The 15,930-nt window shown below is 62.7% G+C and carries 14 protein-coding genes; 7 read left to right on the forward strand and 7 right to left on the reverse strand.

Features of this window, described 5'->3' with window-relative positions; genetic code table 11:
- Window positions 1–194: 194 nt before the first annotated feature.
- From VQ575_RS02130 to VQ575_RS02155, 6 genes are all read right to left on the reverse strand, one after another.
- Entirely contained in the window at window positions 195–572 is a 378-nt protein-coding gene (locus tag VQ575_RS02130; protein ID WP_045154902.1) for a gamma-butyrobetaine hydroxylase family protein, read from the reverse strand.
- 79 nt (window positions 573–651) lie between these two features.
- Window positions 652–1,989: an ATP-dependent protease ATPase subunit HslU gene (gene hslU / locus VQ575_RS02135; protein ID WP_325918991.1), complete on the reverse strand. Its 1,338-nt coding sequence runs from the start codon at window positions 1,987–1,989 to the stop codon at window positions 652–654.
- Between the two features lie 43 nt (window positions 1,990–2,032).
- The gene (gene hslV, locus VQ575_RS02140) at window positions 2,033–2,563 is read right to left on the reverse strand and encodes an ATP-dependent protease subunit HslV (protein WP_003186641.1); all 531 of its coding nucleotides are present in this window, start codon (window positions 2,561–2,563) and stop codon (window positions 2,033–2,035) included.
- Window positions 2,564–2,832: 269 nt separating this feature from the next.
- A complete protein-coding gene (locus VQ575_RS02145) occupies window positions 2,833–3,537 on the reverse strand; it encodes an SPOR domain-containing protein (RefSeq protein ID WP_039592418.1) in 705 nt (234 codons plus the stop codon).
- 1 nt (window position 3,538) lies between these two features.
- Window positions 3,539–5,275 (reverse strand): arginine--tRNA ligase, encoded by a 1,737-nt coding sequence (argS, locus tag VQ575_RS02150; RefSeq protein WP_045154905.1) that lies wholly within the window; start codon window positions 5,273–5,275, stop codon window positions 3,539–3,541.
- A 137-nt stretch (window positions 5,276–5,412) separates the two neighbouring features.
- Window positions 5,413–7,632, reverse strand: coding sequence for a primosomal protein N' (locus VQ575_RS02155; RefSeq protein ID WP_325918993.1), 2,220 nt, complete (start codon window positions 7,630–7,632; stop codon window positions 5,413–5,415).
- Between the two features lie 206 nt (window positions 7,633–7,838).
- Here VQ575_RS02155 and rpmE point away from each other — a divergent pair, with 206 nt between their 5' ends.
- From rpmE to VQ575_RS02170, 3 genes are all read left to right on the forward strand, one after another.
- A complete protein-coding gene (gene rpmE / locus VQ575_RS02160) occupies window positions 7,839–8,057 on the forward strand; it encodes a 50S ribosomal protein L31 (RefSeq protein ID WP_030140995.1) in 219 nt (72 codons plus the stop codon).
- A gap of 41 nt (window positions 8,058–8,098) precedes the next feature.
- A complete protein-coding gene (locus VQ575_RS02165) occupies window positions 8,099–8,881 on the forward strand; it encodes a thermonuclease family protein (RefSeq protein ID WP_039592421.1) in 783 nt (260 codons plus the stop codon).
- Window positions 8,882–9,066: 185 nt separating this feature from the next.
- Window positions 9,067–10,335 carry a malic enzyme-like NAD(P)-binding protein gene (locus VQ575_RS02170; RefSeq protein WP_039592422.1) on the forward strand — a complete coding sequence of 423 codons (1,269 nt, stop codon included), beginning with the start codon at window positions 9,067–9,069 and terminating at the stop codon, window positions 10,333–10,335.
- Between the two features lie 165 nt (window positions 10,336–10,500).
- Here VQ575_RS02170 and VQ575_RS02175 read toward each other — a convergent pair whose 3' ends face one another.
- On the reverse strand, window positions 10,501–12,945 hold the full coding sequence (locus VQ575_RS02175) for a penicillin-binding protein 1A (protein WP_198727004.1): 2,445 nt from the start codon (window positions 12,943–12,945) through the stop codon (window positions 10,501–10,503).
- 208 nt (window positions 12,946–13,153) lie between these two features.
- Between VQ575_RS02175 and VQ575_RS02180 the strand changes: the two genes are divergently transcribed.
- From VQ575_RS02180 to VQ575_RS02195, 4 genes are read left to right on the forward strand one after another with little or no spacing between them, the layout of a single operon-like run.
- Entirely contained in the window at window positions 13,154–14,218 is a 1,065-nt protein-coding gene (locus tag VQ575_RS02180) for a pilus assembly protein PilM (RefSeq protein ID WP_039592425.1), read from the forward strand.
- The gene (locus VQ575_RS02185) at window positions 14,218–14,784 is read left to right on the forward strand and encodes a PilN domain-containing protein (protein ID WP_039592426.1); all 567 of its coding nucleotides are present in this window, start codon (window positions 14,218–14,220) and stop codon (window positions 14,782–14,784) included. The genes VQ575_RS02180 and VQ575_RS02185 overlap by 1 nt, the downstream gene beginning before the upstream one ends.
- On the forward strand, window positions 14,781–15,404 hold the full coding sequence (pilO, locus tag VQ575_RS02190) for a type 4a pilus biogenesis protein PilO (RefSeq protein WP_039592427.1): 624 nt from the start codon (window positions 14,781–14,783) through the stop codon (window positions 15,402–15,404). Before VQ575_RS02185 ends, pilO begins: the two co-directional genes overlap by 4 nt.
- Window positions 15,401–15,928 carry a pilus assembly protein PilP gene (locus VQ575_RS02195; protein WP_039592428.1) on the forward strand — a complete coding sequence of 176 codons (528 nt, stop codon included), beginning with the start codon at window positions 15,401–15,403 and terminating at the stop codon, window positions 15,926–15,928. Before pilO ends, VQ575_RS02195 begins: the two co-directional genes overlap by 4 nt.
- Window positions 15,929–15,930 lie beyond the last annotated feature (2 nt).

Here is a 15,930-nt window from a genome sequence, read left to right on the forward strand (position 1 = left end):
GACCATAAATTCCGCATCGAGGGCAATGAGGAAACGTGTGCCAGGAACTCGCCGGTTCCTTTGCAGGGAACTTGCCAGCTCCATTGGTTACCCGAGTTTAATTTTTTTCGCAAGCAGGCCAGTCATTGACGTTGCTGCGCGGGCATTCAAGCAGATGAGTCTAGAAAATTCGCCCTAAAGCGCCAGCCCTTGAGCTAGAGCATCAGCTTGACGACGGACTCGTTCGGGTCGCGGGTTTTTCCGGCGGCCTTGAGTTCGGCGAGATAATCGTTCCACAGGTCTTCCTGGCGTACCGCCAACTGGTACAGGTAGTCCCAGGTGAACAATCCGCTGTCATGGCCGTCGTCGAAGGTCAGTTTCAGTGCGTACTGGCCGGCGGGTTCAACCTTGGTCAGGCCGACGCCGAGCTTGCCGTATTGCAGGATGGGTTTGCCGTGGCCCTGGACCTCGGCGGAGGGCGAGTGCACCCGCAGGAATTCCGCGGGCAGGTGGTATTCCTCGTCTGGCGCGTATTTGAGCGTCAGGGTCTTGGAGGCTTTGTGCAGGTTGATGGCGGTGGGGAGTTTGGTCATGGGGGTCGTCAGTCTCGTGAAGCCCGTGGCGCGGGGATGAATCCCCTCGCCACGGGAGCTCGCTCACACGTCGTGTGGCTTACAGGATATACCGCGACAGGTCTTCGTTCTGCGCCAACTCGCCCAGGTGACTGTTGACGTACTCGGCATCGATGCGGATCGGCGCTTCGTTATGGACGCTCGCCAGGTCGCCGGCGCTGAACGAGACTTCCTCAAGCAAACGCTCAAGCAGCGTGTGCAGGCGGCGGGCACCGATGTTCTCGGTCTTCTCGTTGACCTGCCAGGCAATCTGCGCCAGGCGCTTGATGCCTTCGGGCGCGAACTCGATGTTCAAGCCTTCGGTCTTGAGCAGCGCGCAATACTGCTCGGTCAGCGACGCGTGGGGCTCGCTCAGGATGCGTTCGAAATCCTCTGGCGACAACGCCTTGAGTTCGACACGGATCGGCAAGCGGCCCTGCAGCTCCGGCACCAGGTCGCTCGGCTTGCTCAGGTGGAATGCGCCGGAAGCGATGAACAGGATGTGGTCGGTCTTGACCATGCCCAGCTTGGTATTGACGGTGCAGCCTTCGATCAGCGGCAGCAGGTCGCGTTGCACGCCTTCGCGGGACACATCGGCGCCGCCGACATTGCCGCGCTTGGCGACCTTGTCGATCTCGTCGATGAACACGATGCCGTGCTGCTCGACCGCTTCCAGGGCCTTGGCCTTCAACTCTTCTTCGTTGACCAGGCGACTCGCCTCTTCATCGCGTACCAGTTTCAGCGCTTCCTTGACCTTGAGCTTGCGGCTTTTCTTCTTGCCCTTGCCCATGTTGGCGAACAGGCTCTGCAACTGGTTGGTCATTTCTTCCATGCCCGGCGGCGCGGAGATGTCGACGCCGGCCATCTCGGCCACTTCGATCTCGATCTCCTTGTCGTCCAGCTGGCCTTCGCGCAGGCGCTTGCGGAACAGTTGGCGGGTGTTGGAATCCTGGGTCGCGGCGGAGTCGGCGTTGAAGCCCATGCGCGCTGGCGGCAAAAGCGCGTCGAGGATGCGTTCTTCGGCGGCGTCTTCGGCGCGATGGCGGACCTTGGTGATTTCCTGTTCGCGCAGCAGCTTGATCGCGGCGTCGGCCAGGTCACGGATGATCGACTCGACGTCGCGGCCGACATAACCGACTTCGGTGAACTTGGTGGCTTCGACCTTGATGAACGGCGCGTTGGCGAGCTTGGCCAGGCGGCGGGCGATTTCGGTCTTGCCGACACCGGTCGGGCCGATCATCAGGATGTTCTTGGGGGTCACTTCGACGCGCAGCTCTTCGGGCAACTGCATCCGGCGCCAGCGGTTACGCAGGGCGATGGCGACGGCGCGCTTGGCATCGTCCTGGCCGATGATATGGCGGTTGAGTTCGTGGACGATTTCGCGGGGAGTCATGGACATAATAATTGGCGGTCCTCAAGCGGGAGTCTGGGCCTGGAAGGGCTTACTCGGCGAGGTCCTGCTCCTCAATGGTCTGGGTGTGGTTGGTGAATACGCAGATATCGCCGGCAATGCCCAGGGCTGTCTCGACGATTTCGCGGGCCGACAGATCGGTCTTCTTCAGCAGTGCGCTGGCGGCGGCCTGGGCGTAGGCGCCACCGGAACCCATGGCGATCAGGCCATCCTCGGGCTCGACGACGTCGCCGTTGCCGGTGATGATCAGGGAGGCGTCCTTGTTGGCGACTGCGAGCATGGCTTCGAGGCGGCTCAGTGAGCGGTCGGTACGCCATTCCTTCGCCAGCTCGACGGCGGCGCGAACCAGATGGCCCTGGTGTTTTTCAAGTTGGCCTTCGAAACGCTCGAACAGGGTGAAGGCGTCGGCGGTGGCCCCGGCGAAACCGGCGATGACCTGGCCGTGGTACAGGCGGCGGACTTTCTTCGCGTTGCCTTTCATCACGGTGTTGCCCAGTGAAACCTGGCCGTCGCCGCCCATGACGACTTTGCCGTGACGGCGGACTGAAACGATGGTGGTCAAGGGAAGAGTCTCCACGCAGCGGGGCGAAAATGCCCGGATGGAACTCATATGGGGGTGGCGTGGGTTTTTTCAACCACGGGGTGGGGCAGGGGACGAGTGGCTTGGCTGATCGCGTCCCTGTGGCGAGGGGATTTATCCCCGCTGGGCTGCGCAGCAGCCCCTAAAGGCTTGATGCGATAGACCTGCCATACCGCGTCGCAGATCTTAGGGGCGCTGCGCGCCCCAGCGGGGATAAATCCCCTCGCCACAAGGGTTAAGGGCGTCTGGCTTCAGCGGCTCTGACGTTGTTGTAACAACAGGTTGCTGAAGCCGCTGCCCGCCAATAGTTTCTGGGCCTTGGTCAGTTCCTCGCGGTTGCTGAACGGCCCGACCAATACTCGGTACCAGGTTTCTTCCTTCACCGTCCCGGACTCCACCGACACCGACTGGCCCAGCAGAATGATCTGCGCCCGCACCTTGTCGGCATCGGCTTCCTTGCGGAACGAGCCGGCCTGCAAGAAAAACTTCGTCACTGGCGCAGCCTTCTGTACGGGCGGCGCGGGTGGCGGCGTGATGCCGGCCAATGCCGCCTGGGCGCGGGCGGTGTCGATCTTCGCTGCTTCGGCCGGGGTCACCGGCGTGGTCGGCACCTGGGGTACTTGCGGCGTCGGCAGGGTTTTCTCCGGCACGGCCTCGGGCGGCACGATGACTTCCGATTCCGGCAACAGGGTATAGAAGTCGTATTTCGGTTTCACCGGTTGCGTCGGGCTCGGCGGAGTCTTGTTGGCCTCGGCGATCCGGGTGGCCTTTTGCTGCTCCTGGCGCACGCGCTTGACGTCGTCGCCCTGGCCCGGCTCCAGCTTCATCAGAAATACAATGAAAGCGCCGACGGTCAGGCCGATCGCCATCCACAACCAGCCCGGAATCGGCTGTTTGGCCGGGGGCTGGTAACGACTGGCACCGCGTTTGGGGGCTGGTTTCTTCTTGGCGGCCAACTTACATGCGCTCCAGCGTTTCCAGGCCCAGCAATTCCAGGCCTTGCTTGAGCGTACGCCCGGTCAGTGCGGCGAGGCGCAGGCGGCTTTGCATCTGTGCCGGTGTCTCGGCGCTGAGGATTGGGCAGTTTTCGTAGAAACTGGAGAACAGGCCGGCAACGTCGTACAGGTATGCGCACAAGGTATGCGGCGTGCCTTTTTCGGCGACGTTGTTCAGTACTTCACCGAACTGGGCCAGCCTGGCCGCCAGCTCCTGCTCATGGGCGGCCTCGAGGACGATCTGGCCATCCACTTCGTCGAAGCGCTTGCCAAGCTTGCGGAACACGCCCGCCACGCGGGTGTAGGCGTACAGCAGGTACGGCGCGGTGTTGCCTTCGAAATTGAGCATCAGGTCGAAGTTGAAGCTGTAGTCGCTGGTGCGGTGCTTGGACAGGTCGGCGTATTTCACCGCGTCGATGCCCACGACCTTGGCAATGTTGCGCAGTTCGTCTTCGGCCAGGTCCGGGTTCTTGCCCTTGACCAGGGTGTAGGCGCGGTCCTGGGCTTCGGTCAGCAGGTCGATCAACTTTACGGTGCCACCGTCGCGGGTCTTGAATGGGCGACCGTCGGCGCCGTTCATGGTGCCGAAGCCCATGTGCTCCATTTCCATCGGATGGGTCACGAAACCGGCCAGTCGAGCGACTTCAAACACCTGCTGGAAATGCAGTGCCTGGCGCTGGTCGACGAAATACAGGACGCGATCAGCCTTGAGCACGCGGTTGCGGTAGCGCACGGCCGCCAGGTCGGTGGTGGCGTAGAGATAGCCGCCATCGGCCTTGACGATGATCACCGGCAGCGGCTCGCCATCGGCGGTCTTGAACTGGTCGAGGAACACGCACTGGGCGCCGTTGCTTTCCACCAGCATGCCCTTGGCGCGGAGATCGTTGACCACGTTGACCAGGTCATCGTTGTAGGCGCTTTCGCCCATCACGTCGGCCATGGTCAGCTTGACGTTCAGCAGCTCGTAGATTTTCTGGCAGTGGGACAGCGAGATGTCCTTGAACTTGGTCCACAACGCCAGGCACTCGGCGTCGCCGGCCTGCAACTTGACCACCAGGCCACGGGCGCGGTCGGCGAATTCGGGTGACTCGTCAAAGCGTTGCTTGGCGGCGCGGTAGAAATTTTCCAGGTCCGACAGCTCGTCGCTGGTGATGGGGTTTTCCTGCAGGTAGGCCATCAACATGCCGAACTGGGTGCCCCAGTCGCCCACGTGGTTCTGGCGGATCACGGTGTCGCCGAGAAACTCCAGCACGCGCGCCACGCCATCGCCAATGATGGTCGAACGCAGGTGGCCGACGTGCATTTCCTTGGCGAGGTTAGGGGCCGAGAGGTCGACTACGGTGCGCTGCAGCGGGCCGGCCTTGCGCACGCCGAGGCGTTCGTCGGTCAGGGCGGCGTCGAGGCGCGAGGCCAGGGCCTGGGTGTTCTGGAAGAAATTGATGAAGCCGGGGCCGGCAATCTCGGCCTTGGTGACGTTTTCGTCGGACGGCAGCGCGGCGATGATTTTTTCTGCCAGGTCGCGAGGTTTCATGCCGGCCGGCTTGGCGAGCATCATCGCGATGTTGCTGGCGAAGTCGCCGTGGGTCTTGTCACGGGTGTTCTCGACCTGAATCGCCGGCGACACGCCTTCTGGCAGCACACCTTCAGTGACGAGTTGGGTGATGGCTTGCTGGATAAGCTGGCGAATGGTGTCTTTCATGGTCTTCTCTTTCAACCGCAGGCGCGGCGGCGCTTCGATGCGCTGGTGGAAAAACTGGGCATTATCCGTGGCGCGGGCGAGCTTGCCAACTGTAGCGGGTCGGTTGGGGATGTGTGGTGATTATTCGGGCGCCTGGGTCAGTACAAATCCACCGGGTCCACATCCAGCGACCAGCGCACCGCGCGCGCGCTGGGCATCTGTTCCAGCAACAGCAGCCAGGCGCTCAGCAACCGATGCAGTGGTGCCCGGGCATTGGCCTGCAATAGAAGCTGGGCGCGATAGCGTCCGGCGCGCCGCTCCATCGGCGCCGGGACCGGGCCCAGGAGTTCGATGCCGGTGAGATTCTGTTCTGCCAACAGGCGTTCCGCCTCGCTGCACGCTTCGTCCAGGAAACCTTCGGCCTGGCCCGGCTTGTGAGCCTCGGCCCGCAACAGTGCCAGATGGGCGAAAGGTGGCAGGCCGGCGCCACGGCGTTCGCTCAAGGCCTGTTCGGCAAACGCGAAATAGCCCTGTTCGGTCAACTGTATCAGCAGCGGATGATCCGCCAGGTGGGTCTGGATGATCACTTTGCCCGGCTCTTCGGCGCGCCCCGCGCGGCCTGCGACCTGGACGATCAGCTGTGCCATGCGCTCGCTGGCCCGGAAATCACCGGAAAACAGCCCGCCGTCGGCATCCAGGATCGACACCAGCGTCACCCGGGGGAAGTGATGGCCCTTGGCGAGCATCTGCGTGCCCACCAGGATGCATGGCTGGCCTTTCTGGATGGTGGCGAACAGATTGTTCATCGCATCCTTTCGCGAGGTGCTGTCGCGATCCACCCTGAGCACGGGATAGTCGGGAAACAAAATTCCCAGCCGTTCTTCGGCGCGCTCGGTGCCGGCGCCCACGGGACGCAGGTCGACTTTCCCGCATTGCGGGCAGTTGCGCGGTACCCGCTCGGAGTGCCCGCAATGATGGCAGCGCAATTCGCCGTAGCGCTGATGCACCGTCATCCGGGCGTCGCAGCGTTCGCAGCCGGACATCCAGCCACAGTCATGGCACAACAGCGTCGGGGCAAACCCCCTGCGGTTGAGGAACACCAGGACCTGCTGCCCGGCGGCCAGCGTCTGACCGATGGCTTGCTGCATCGGCCCGGAAATACCGCTGTCCAGCGGACGGCTTTTCACATCAAGGCGCAAGAAACGGGGTTGCTTGGCGCCACCGGCCCGTTCGTTGAGGCGCAGCAGGCCGTAGCGACCGGTGTAGGCGTTGTGCAGGCTTTCGAGGGACGGCGTGGCCGAGCCGAGCACAATCGGGATGTTCTCCTGGCGGGCGCGCACCAGCGCCAGGTCGCGGGCGTGGTAGCGCAGGCCTTCCTGCTGTTTATAGGAGCCGTCGTGCTCTTCGTCGATGATGATCAGACCGGGGTTTTTCATCGGGGTGAACAGTGCCGAGCGGGTGCCGATGATGATGTCGGCCTCCCCGTCCCGGGCGGCGAGCCAGGATTCCAGGCGCTCGCGGTCGTTGACGGCCGAGTGCACCAGGGCGATCCGCGCATTGAAGCGCTGCTCGAAGCGCGCCAGGGTTTGCGGGCCCAGGTTGATTTCCGGAATCAGCACCAGGGCCTGCTTGCCGGCTTCCAGGGTCTGGCGGATCAGTTGCAGGTAGACCTCGGTCTTGCCGCTGCCCGTGACGCCTGCCAAAAGAAAAGCGTGGTAGTTGTCGAAGCCCGCGCGAATCGCCTCGCAAGCCGCCCGTTGCTCAGTATTGAGCGGCAGTTCCGGCTGGGCCAGCCAATGTTCATGGCGTGCCCCCGGGGCATGCCGGCGGACCTCCACCTGGACCAGATCTTTGGCCAGCAGCAGGTCGAGGCTGTCCTTGCTGAGCATCAACTTGCTCAACAGCTGGTGCGCTACGCCGTGGGGATGTTGGGCCAGGGTTGCCAGGGCTTCGCGCTGGCGCGGGGCGCGGGCAATGCGCGGATCGTCCAGCGAAGCGCCCGGCGCCACCGACCAGAAGCGTTCCTGGCGCGCCTCGGCCGGCTCGCCCTGGCGCAACAAGGTCGGCAGGGCCCAACTCAGGGTGTCGCCCAGGCTGTGCTGGTAATACTGGGCGGTCCACAAGCACAGCTTGAGCAGCGGCGCCGGTAGCGCAGGCGTGGCATCGAGCAGGGCCAGGGCCGGCTTGAGCTTGTCGACCGGCACCTCGCTGTGGTCGGTGACTTCCACCAGGATGCCGATCATTTCCCGACGACCGAACGGCACCCGCAGGCGCATGCCCGGTTGCAACTGGGCACGTGGCACGCCGGCCGGAGCCCGATAATCGAACAGGCGGCGCAGGGGCGATGGCAAGGCGAGGCGCAGGATGGCGTCGGGCACGCGGGAGGGTCTCGGTAAACAGCAGATTCAGAAAACTTGGCGCGATCCTTGTGGGAGTTTGCGCACGAAAGGTCGCGAGCCTAGCAGACGGTTGGTACAAGTTGTAGCTTGCGCGATTAATGTTGTCTGGTAGAATCCGCGGCCTAATTACGTGCGGTATTCAACAATAGTGTTGGGTGGCGGCACGCTAGCCTGAGGAAAACACCATGAAAACCGATATCCATCCGGACTACCCAGTCGTTGCAGTAACCTGCAGCTGCGGCAACAAGTTCGAAACCCGTTCGACCTACGGCAAAGCCCTGGCGATCGACGTTTGCAACGAATGCCACCCGTTCTACACCGGTAAGCAAAAGACTCTGGATACCGGCGGCCGCGTTCAGAAGTTCGCCGATCGTTTCGGTGCTTTCGGCGCCAAGAAAGCCTAAGGCTGATTATCTTGGAAAGTCGTTCCGGCTATTCCAGGCTAATGAAAAAGGCGTCCCTGGTGGGCGCCTTTTTTGTGCCTGCGATTTGGCTTTGTGGTGCCCAGGCGTCTTGCCCCCTGCCGGGTGAGCTGCCCGAAGCGGCCGTACAGCGGGTGGTGGACGGCGACACCTTGTACCTTGAGGACGGTCGTCGTGTCCGCATGATCGGCCTCAACAGTCCGGAGCTGGGTAAGCGCGGGCGTGCCGACGAACCTTTTGCCGTGGCGGCGCGCCAGCGACTCGAAGCGCTGGTGGCCGCCAGTGCCGGGCGGGTCAAGATGTCGCCCGGCCGTGATGATCGCGACGATTACGGGCGCACGCTCGCCCACGTCTACGACCGCCAGGGTCGCAACCTGGAGGAGCAACTGATTGCCGAGGGGCTGGGCTTCGTGGTGGCGGTCGCGCCGAACGTCGACCTGGTCGAGTGCCAACAGGCCGCCGAGCGCCAGGCGCGGCAAGCGAGGCTCGGGGTCTGGAAGAAGTCCCCGGTCACGCGAGCGGAACAAATCAAGGCGCCCGGCTTTGCCCTGATCAGCGGCCGTGTAGACAGTGTGCAACGCAATCGCGGTGGTATCTGGATCGAACTACAAGGGGCGGTTGTCCTGCACATCGCGCCCAACTCGCAGCGAAATTTCGACGCCTCTGCGTTGAAGCGTCTTGAAGGCCGGACGATCGAGGCTCGCGGTTGGGTCGTCGATCGCGCCCGCCGTGGGGAAACCAAGCCTGGGCAGGCGCGTTGGATGTTGCCGCTGACCGATCCGGCGATGTTGCAGCCGGTGCTTTGAGAAAATAATTGTAGACATTTTTACTTTGGATTGTATGCATCAGGCCCTTGTGTTTCGTAGCTCTTGGCCCAAAGTCGTAGGGCAGGGCGCTTGACAGGAGTGACTGGTCAGTCTTGTAGGGACTTTGCGAGGCGCGTATCCTCGGCGGTCCGTCTGTCCAACACAGTAAAAAGCGGAATGCCCACATGTCTGATCTGAAAACTGCCGCTCTCGAATATCACGCTAATCCTCGTCCGGGTAAGCTGAGTGTCGAGCTCACCAAGGCCACCGCTACTGCCCGCGACCTGTCGCTGGCCTACAGCCCCGGCGTAGCCGAACCAGTGCGTGAAATCGCTCGCGACCCTGAGCTGGCCTACAAATACACCGGCAAGGGCAACCTGGTTGCAGTCATTTCCGATGGCACCGCGATTCTCGGCCTGGGTAACCTAGGTCCATTGGCTTCCAAGCCGGTCATGGAAGGCAAGGGTGTTCTGTTCAAGCGCTTCGCCGGCATCGACGTGTTCGACATCGAAGTCGATTCCGAGAGCCCGCAAGCCTTCATCGACACCGTCAAGCGCATTTCCATCACCTTCGGCGGCATCAACCTGGAAGACATCAAGGCACCTGAGTGCTTCGAGATCGAGCGCGCCCTGATCGAACAGTGCGACATTCCGGTATTCCACGATGACCAGCACGGCACCGCAATCGTGACTGCGGCCGGCATGATCAACGCCTTGGAAATCGCTGGCAAAACCCTGCCGGAAGCCAAGATCGTCTGCCTGGGCGCCGGCGCTGCGGCCATCTCCTGCATGAAGTTGCTGGTGAGCATGGGCGCCAAGATCGAAAACATCTTCATGGTCGACCGTACCGGCGTGATCCACTCCGGCCGTGACGATCTGAACCAGTACAAGGCTGTCTTCGCCCACGCGACCGACAAGCGCTCCCTGGCGGATGCGCTGGACGGTGCCGACGTGTTCGTCGGCCTGTCGGGCCCGAACCTGTTGAGCGCGGAAAACCTGCTGCGCATGGCGCCGAATCCGATCGTGTTCGCCTGCTCGAACCCGGACCCGGAAATCTCCCCGGAGCTGGCTCACGCGACCCGCAGCGACGTGATCATGGCCACCGGTCGTTCGGACTACCCGAACCAGGTCAACAACGTTCTGGGCTTCCCGTTCATCTTCCGTGGTGCCCTGGACGTTCGTGCCAAGCGCATCAACGAAGAAATGAAGGTCGCGGCCGCCAACGCCCTGCGCGAACTGGCCAAGCTGCCGGTGCCTCAGGAAGTGTGCGACGCCTACGGCGGCATCAAGCTGGAATTCGGTCGTGAGTACATCATCCCGAAACCAATGGATGCCCGCCTGATCACCCTGATCTCCGACGCCGTGGCCAAGGCCGCCATCGAGACGGGCGTAGCAACCCTGCCGTACCCGAAGAACTACCCGCTCAAGAGCGTGGATGACGTGTTCAACGGCTAAGCCGTTGTAGCGCTTCAACAAAAAGCCCCGGCTCCTGTGAGTCGGGGCTTTTTGTTGCCTGGATTTGTGTGGGATGGAAACCATTCCCTGGATTGACCATAGGTTCATGTACGCCAGAAAAAGCCCCGCACTTCTTCCGAAGGCGGGGCTTTGGGTGGCGCCCGGTCAGAACAGATCGATCGGTGCCGCCTCATCCGCCGGCAGCGGGCTGCCCGGTGCGACGCCGTTGCCCAGCTCGTTGACGGACGGCGGGGTGTCTTCGCTCTTGAACAGCTCGAAGTACGCACCCGGCGTGCCTGGCGTGGCCGCACGGCCGCTGACCGGGTCGACCCGCAGGCTGAGGATGCCTTCCGGTTCAGGCTGGGTGTGCGGTGGCTTGTCCTTGAGGGCAGCGCCCATGTAGCTCATCCAGATCGGCAGCGCCACGGTGCCGCCGAACTCGCGACGGCCCAGGCTTTCGGGCTGGTCGAAACCGGTCCAGACGGTGGTCACGTAATCGGCGTTGTAGCCGGAGAACCAGGCGTCCTTGGATTCGTTGGTGGTACCGGTCTTGCCCGCCAGGTCCGTGCGACCCAGGGCCAGGGCGCGGCGACCGGTGCCGAGCTTGATCACGTCCTGCAACATGCTGTTGAGGATGTAGGTGGTGCGACCGTCGACGATGCGTTCGGCGATGGCTGGCGCTTGCGGTACGGCAGGGGCGGTGGTGGCTTCGCCGCCAGTCGCGTTCACCGTGAAGGTCTCGGTGGCAGGCGCGGCGACGCCGTCGCTGGCCTGCTCGCCCGTAGGCACTCGTGGCGGGTTGGCGACGAACAGCGTTTCACCGTTGCGGCTTTCGATCTTGTCGATGATGTACGGGGTGATCTTGTAGCCGCCGTTGGCGAAGGTGCTCCAGCCCGTCGCGATTTCCATCGGCGTCAAGGTCGCGGTGCCCAGTGCCAGGGACAGGTTGCGCGGCAAGTCCTGCTTGTTGAAGCCGAACTTGCTGATGTAGTCGATGGTGCGGTCCACGCCCAGCGCCTGCAGCAGGCGGATCGAGACCAGGTTGCGGGATTTGTACAGCGCCTCGCGCAGGCGAATCGGGCCCAGGAACGTATTGGTGTCGTTCTTCGGCCGCCAGACCTTGTCCAGGTACTCATCGACAAACACGATCGGCGCATCGTTCACCAGGCTGGCGGCGGTGTAGCCGTTGTCCAGGGCGGCGCTGTAGACGAATGGCTTGAAGCTGGAGCCTGGTTGGCGCTTGGCCTGCAAGGCTCGGTTGTAATTGCTCTGCTCGAAGGCGAAGCCGCCCACCAACGAGCGGATCGCGCCGTTCTGTGGGTCGAGGGATACCAGTGCGCCCTGGGCGGCCGGGATCTGGCTGAACTTGAGGGAGTTGTCCGGCTGGCGCTGCACTCGGATCAGGTCGCCGACCTGCGCCACGTCCGACGGCTGCCGTGGGTTGGCGCCCATGCTGTTGGTGTTGAGAAACGGTCGGGCCCATTTCATGGTGTCCCAGGCCACATGCTCTTCCTGCTCGCCATTGCGGGTCAGGACCTTGATGCCGTCCTTGTCCACCTGGGTGACGATCGCCGGTTCCAGGCTGCTGATGGTGCGTTGCTTGGTCAGTTCCTGGGCCCAGGCTTCCTTGGTCTTGCCTGGCAGGCGCGATTCTGGGCCCCGGTAGCCGTGGCGCTGGTCGTAGGTCATCAGGCCTTCGTGCAGCGCGGTGTTGGCCATTTCCTGCAAGTTGCTCGGCACCGTGGTGGTGACGCGGAAACCTTCGGTGTAGGCGTCGCTGCCATAACGTCCGACCATCTCGGCGCGGGCCATCTCGGCGATATACGGGGCGTTCACTTCCGGGGTCGGCACGTGATAGCTGGCGTTCAGCGGCTCGTTGATTGCGGCGGTGTACTCGGCTTCGCTGATCTTGCCGAGCTTGTACATGCGCCCCAGGATCCAGTCGCGACGTTCCTTGCTGCGTGCCGGGTTGGCCAATGGGTTGAAGCGCGAAGGTGCCTTGGGCAGGCCGGCGATCATCGCCATCTGCGCCAGGCTCACATCGCGGATCGACTTGCCGTAATACACCTGCGCCGCCGCCTCGATCCCGTAGGCGCGGTTGCCCAGGTAAATCTTGTTCACGTACAGCTCGAGGATCTCGTCCTTGGTCAGCTGCCGCTCGATCTGCAGGGCCAGGAGAATCTCGGTGGTCTTGCGCGAGAAGCTGCGCTCGCTGGTCAGGAAGAAGTTCTTCGCTACCTGCATGGTGATGGTGCTGCCGCCGGACTGGATGTGGCCGCTCTTGACCAGCTGGCTGGCGGCGCGCATCAGGCTGCCCGGATCGACGCCATAGTGGTTGGCGAAATTGTCGTCTTCAGCACTTAGTAACGCATTGATGAAATTGGGGGGAATGTCGGCGAAACGGATCGGCGTGCGGCGCATTTCGCCAAATTCGGCGATCAACTTGTCGTCGCTGCTGTACACCCGCAGGGGAATCTGCAACTGAATACTTCTCAGCGCCTCCACGGACGGCAATCCCGGACTAAGGTAAAGAAAGGCACCGCTCAGGCCCAAGAGCAGTCCGCAGAAAACGGCGACGATGGACCATCCGAAAAATTTCAGCAGACGAATCAAGGCTTTTGGATATCCAGGCAAAGAATGAAAAAGACGCCAGGTGCAGGGAAGGACCCGTGCTTGCAGCAAAGCGAAAAAAACGCTGGGCATTATAAGCATTTTTTTTTCGTCGGTAACGCCATCCGGACGTTCGTCGGACCGGGGGGATTGAACGCAACGCTTATTAGAGAGTCCGTAACTCACGGATAGTCATAGGGAATTGGTAGTGCTACGACTCTTCAATAAAAAAGCCCATGCGCTTCTGGGGATCGACATCAGCTCGACGTCGGTGAAGCTGCTCGAATTGAGTCGCCAGGGTGATCGTTATCGCGTCGAGTCCTATGCGGTCGAACCGCTGCCGGCCAATGCGGTGGTCGAGAAGAACATTGCCGAGCTCGAAGGCGTGGGGCAGGCATTGTCGCGGGTGCTCGCCAAGGCGAAGACGCCCTTGCGCAACGTGGCGGTGGCCGTCGCCGGCTCGGCGGTCATCACCAAGACCATCGAAATGGATGCCGGGCTGTCCGATGACGACATGGAAAACCAGCTCAAGATCGAAGCCGACCAATACATTCCGTACCCGCTGGATGAGGTGGCGATTGATTTCGAAGTCGTTGGCGTTTCGCCTCGCAGCGCCGAGCGGGTAGAGGTGTTGTTGGCGGCGTGTCGCAAGGAAAATGTCGAGGTCCGCGAGGCGGCGCTGGCGCTCGCCGGATTGACCGCCCGCGTGGTCGATGTGGAGGCCTACGCCCTGGAGCGTGCCTTCGGCCTGCTTTCCACCCAATTGGCCGCGTCCCAGGAACGGTTGACCGTGGCGGTCGTCGACATTGGCGCCACGATGACGACCCTCAGCGTGTTGCATAACGGGCGCATCATCTATACCCGCGAGCAGTTGTTCGGTGGACGCCAGCTTACCGAGGAAATCCAGCGTCGCTACGGCCTGACGCCGGAGCAGGCCGGCCTGGCGAAAAAGCAAGGTGGCCTGCCGGACGACTATCTTGGCGAAGTGTTGCAGCCGTTTCGCGAAGCACTGGTGCAACAGGTGTCGCGCTCGCTGCAGTTTTTCTTCGCTTCCGGCCAGTACAGCGCGGTGGATCACATCCTGCTGGCCGGCGGTACGGCTTCGGTCGCGGGCCTGGATCGGTTGATCGAGCAGCGCCTGGGCACGCCGACCCAAGTGGCCAATCCGTTCGCCAGCATGGCCTTGAGCAGCAAGGTCAACGCGGGCGCCCTGGCCAGTGACGCGCCGGCGCTGATGATTGCCTGCGGGCTGGCCCTCAGGAGTTTCGACTGATGGCGCGGATCAACCTGCTTCCCTGGCGCGAAGAGCTGCGCGAAGAGCGCCGCAAGCGCTTTCTGCTGGGATTGGCCGGCGCGCTGGTCGGCGCGGTGGGCCTGATCTTGATTGCGGTGCAATACCTCAACAGTGCCATCGACTATCAAACGGCGCGCAACAGCCACATCCGCCAGCAGATTGCCGTCCTGGACGAGCGCATCCAGCAAATCAGCGAGTTGAAGGCTCGTCGACAGCAGTTGCTGGAGCGCATGCGCATCATCCAGGACTTGCAGGGCAATCGACCGGTCAGCGCGCGCATTTTCGACCAATTGGCGCGGACCCTGCCCGACGGCGTGTACTTCACCGACGTCAAGATGGAGGAGGGTACGCTGTCCATCACGGGAGCGGCGGAATCGAACAACCGGGTCTCTGACCTGATGCGAAACCTGGATTCGTCGGATTTGTTCGACGCCCCGAGCCTGACGGAAGTGAAGGCCACCACGGCGGGCCAGCTCGACCAGGCGAACGTCTTCCAGCTGACGGTTCGCCAGACCCGCCCGGCCAACGTGGAGGACGCCCAATGAAGCCGGGAGAATGGTTGGACGCGCTGCGCAAGATCGACCTCAGCGACCTGGACACCAACAATGTCGGCTCGTGGCCGGGGCCGATCAAATGGCTGGCCGGCATTCTGCTGGTCATACTCGTGCTGGGGCTGGGTTATAACTTCACCTTGAGTGACCTGCAAAACCAGCTGCACCAGGTTCAGGAAGAGGAGAACACCCTCAAGGCCCAATTTGCGGGCAAGGCCCACATGGCGGCGAACCTGGAGCGCTACACCGAGCAGATGAAACAGATGGAAACGTCGTTCGGCGTGTTGTTGCGGCAGTTGCCCAGCGATACGGAGGTGCCTGGCCTGTTGGAAGACATCACCCGCACGGGGCTGGGTAGCGGCCTGGAATTCGAGGAAATCAAACTACTGCCGGAGGTCACCCAGCCGTTCTATATCGAGTTACCGATCCAGATCACCGTGACGGGTGGCTACCATGACCTGGCGACATTCGTCAGCGGCGTGGCCGGGTTGCCGCGGATCGTGACCTTGCACGATTTCGAGATCGGGCCGATGGAGCCCGAGGCGGGGGCAAAGCTGCGCATGAGCATCCAGGCCAAGACCTACCGGTACAACGAGCAGGAGGCGCAGCCATGATGCCGGCGTGGCGCATGGGCCTGCTGGCCGGTTTGGTCGCGTTGGCCGGCTGCAACAGCGATGACGGTTTCAGCGACCTGGACGCCTACATGAACGAGGTGCGCTTGCGCCCGCCCGGCAAGATCGAACCCACGCCGACCTTCAAGCCTAACGAAACCTTTACTTACAGCGCGGCCAACCTGCGCAGTCCGTTCTCCAGGCAGGTGCGCGTGGACCAGGCGGGTCGGCAGCAGGGCTCGCGCAACGTCCGGCCCGACCCCAACCGGGTCAAGCAGTACCTGGAAGGCTTCAATATCGAACAGTTCGAGATGGTCGGGACGATCTCCAATGCCGGCGGATCCTTCGCACTGCTGCGCGGCGCGGGAGGCGTACATCGGCTGAAGGTGGGTGACTACCTGGGACGCAACGATGGGCGGATCGTCGCCATCAGCGCCACGCAGGTCGACGTGGTCGAAATCGTCCCCGATGGCGAGGGGGCGTGGCTGGAGCGGCCGCGGACCATTCCTTTGAAAGAGCATTCATAGTG

This window comes from Pseudomonas frederiksbergensis (genome assembly GCF_035751725.1).
GTDB classification, from domain to species: Bacteria; Pseudomonadota; Gammaproteobacteria; order Pseudomonadales; family Pseudomonadaceae; genus Aquipseudomonas; species Aquipseudomonas frederiksbergensis_A.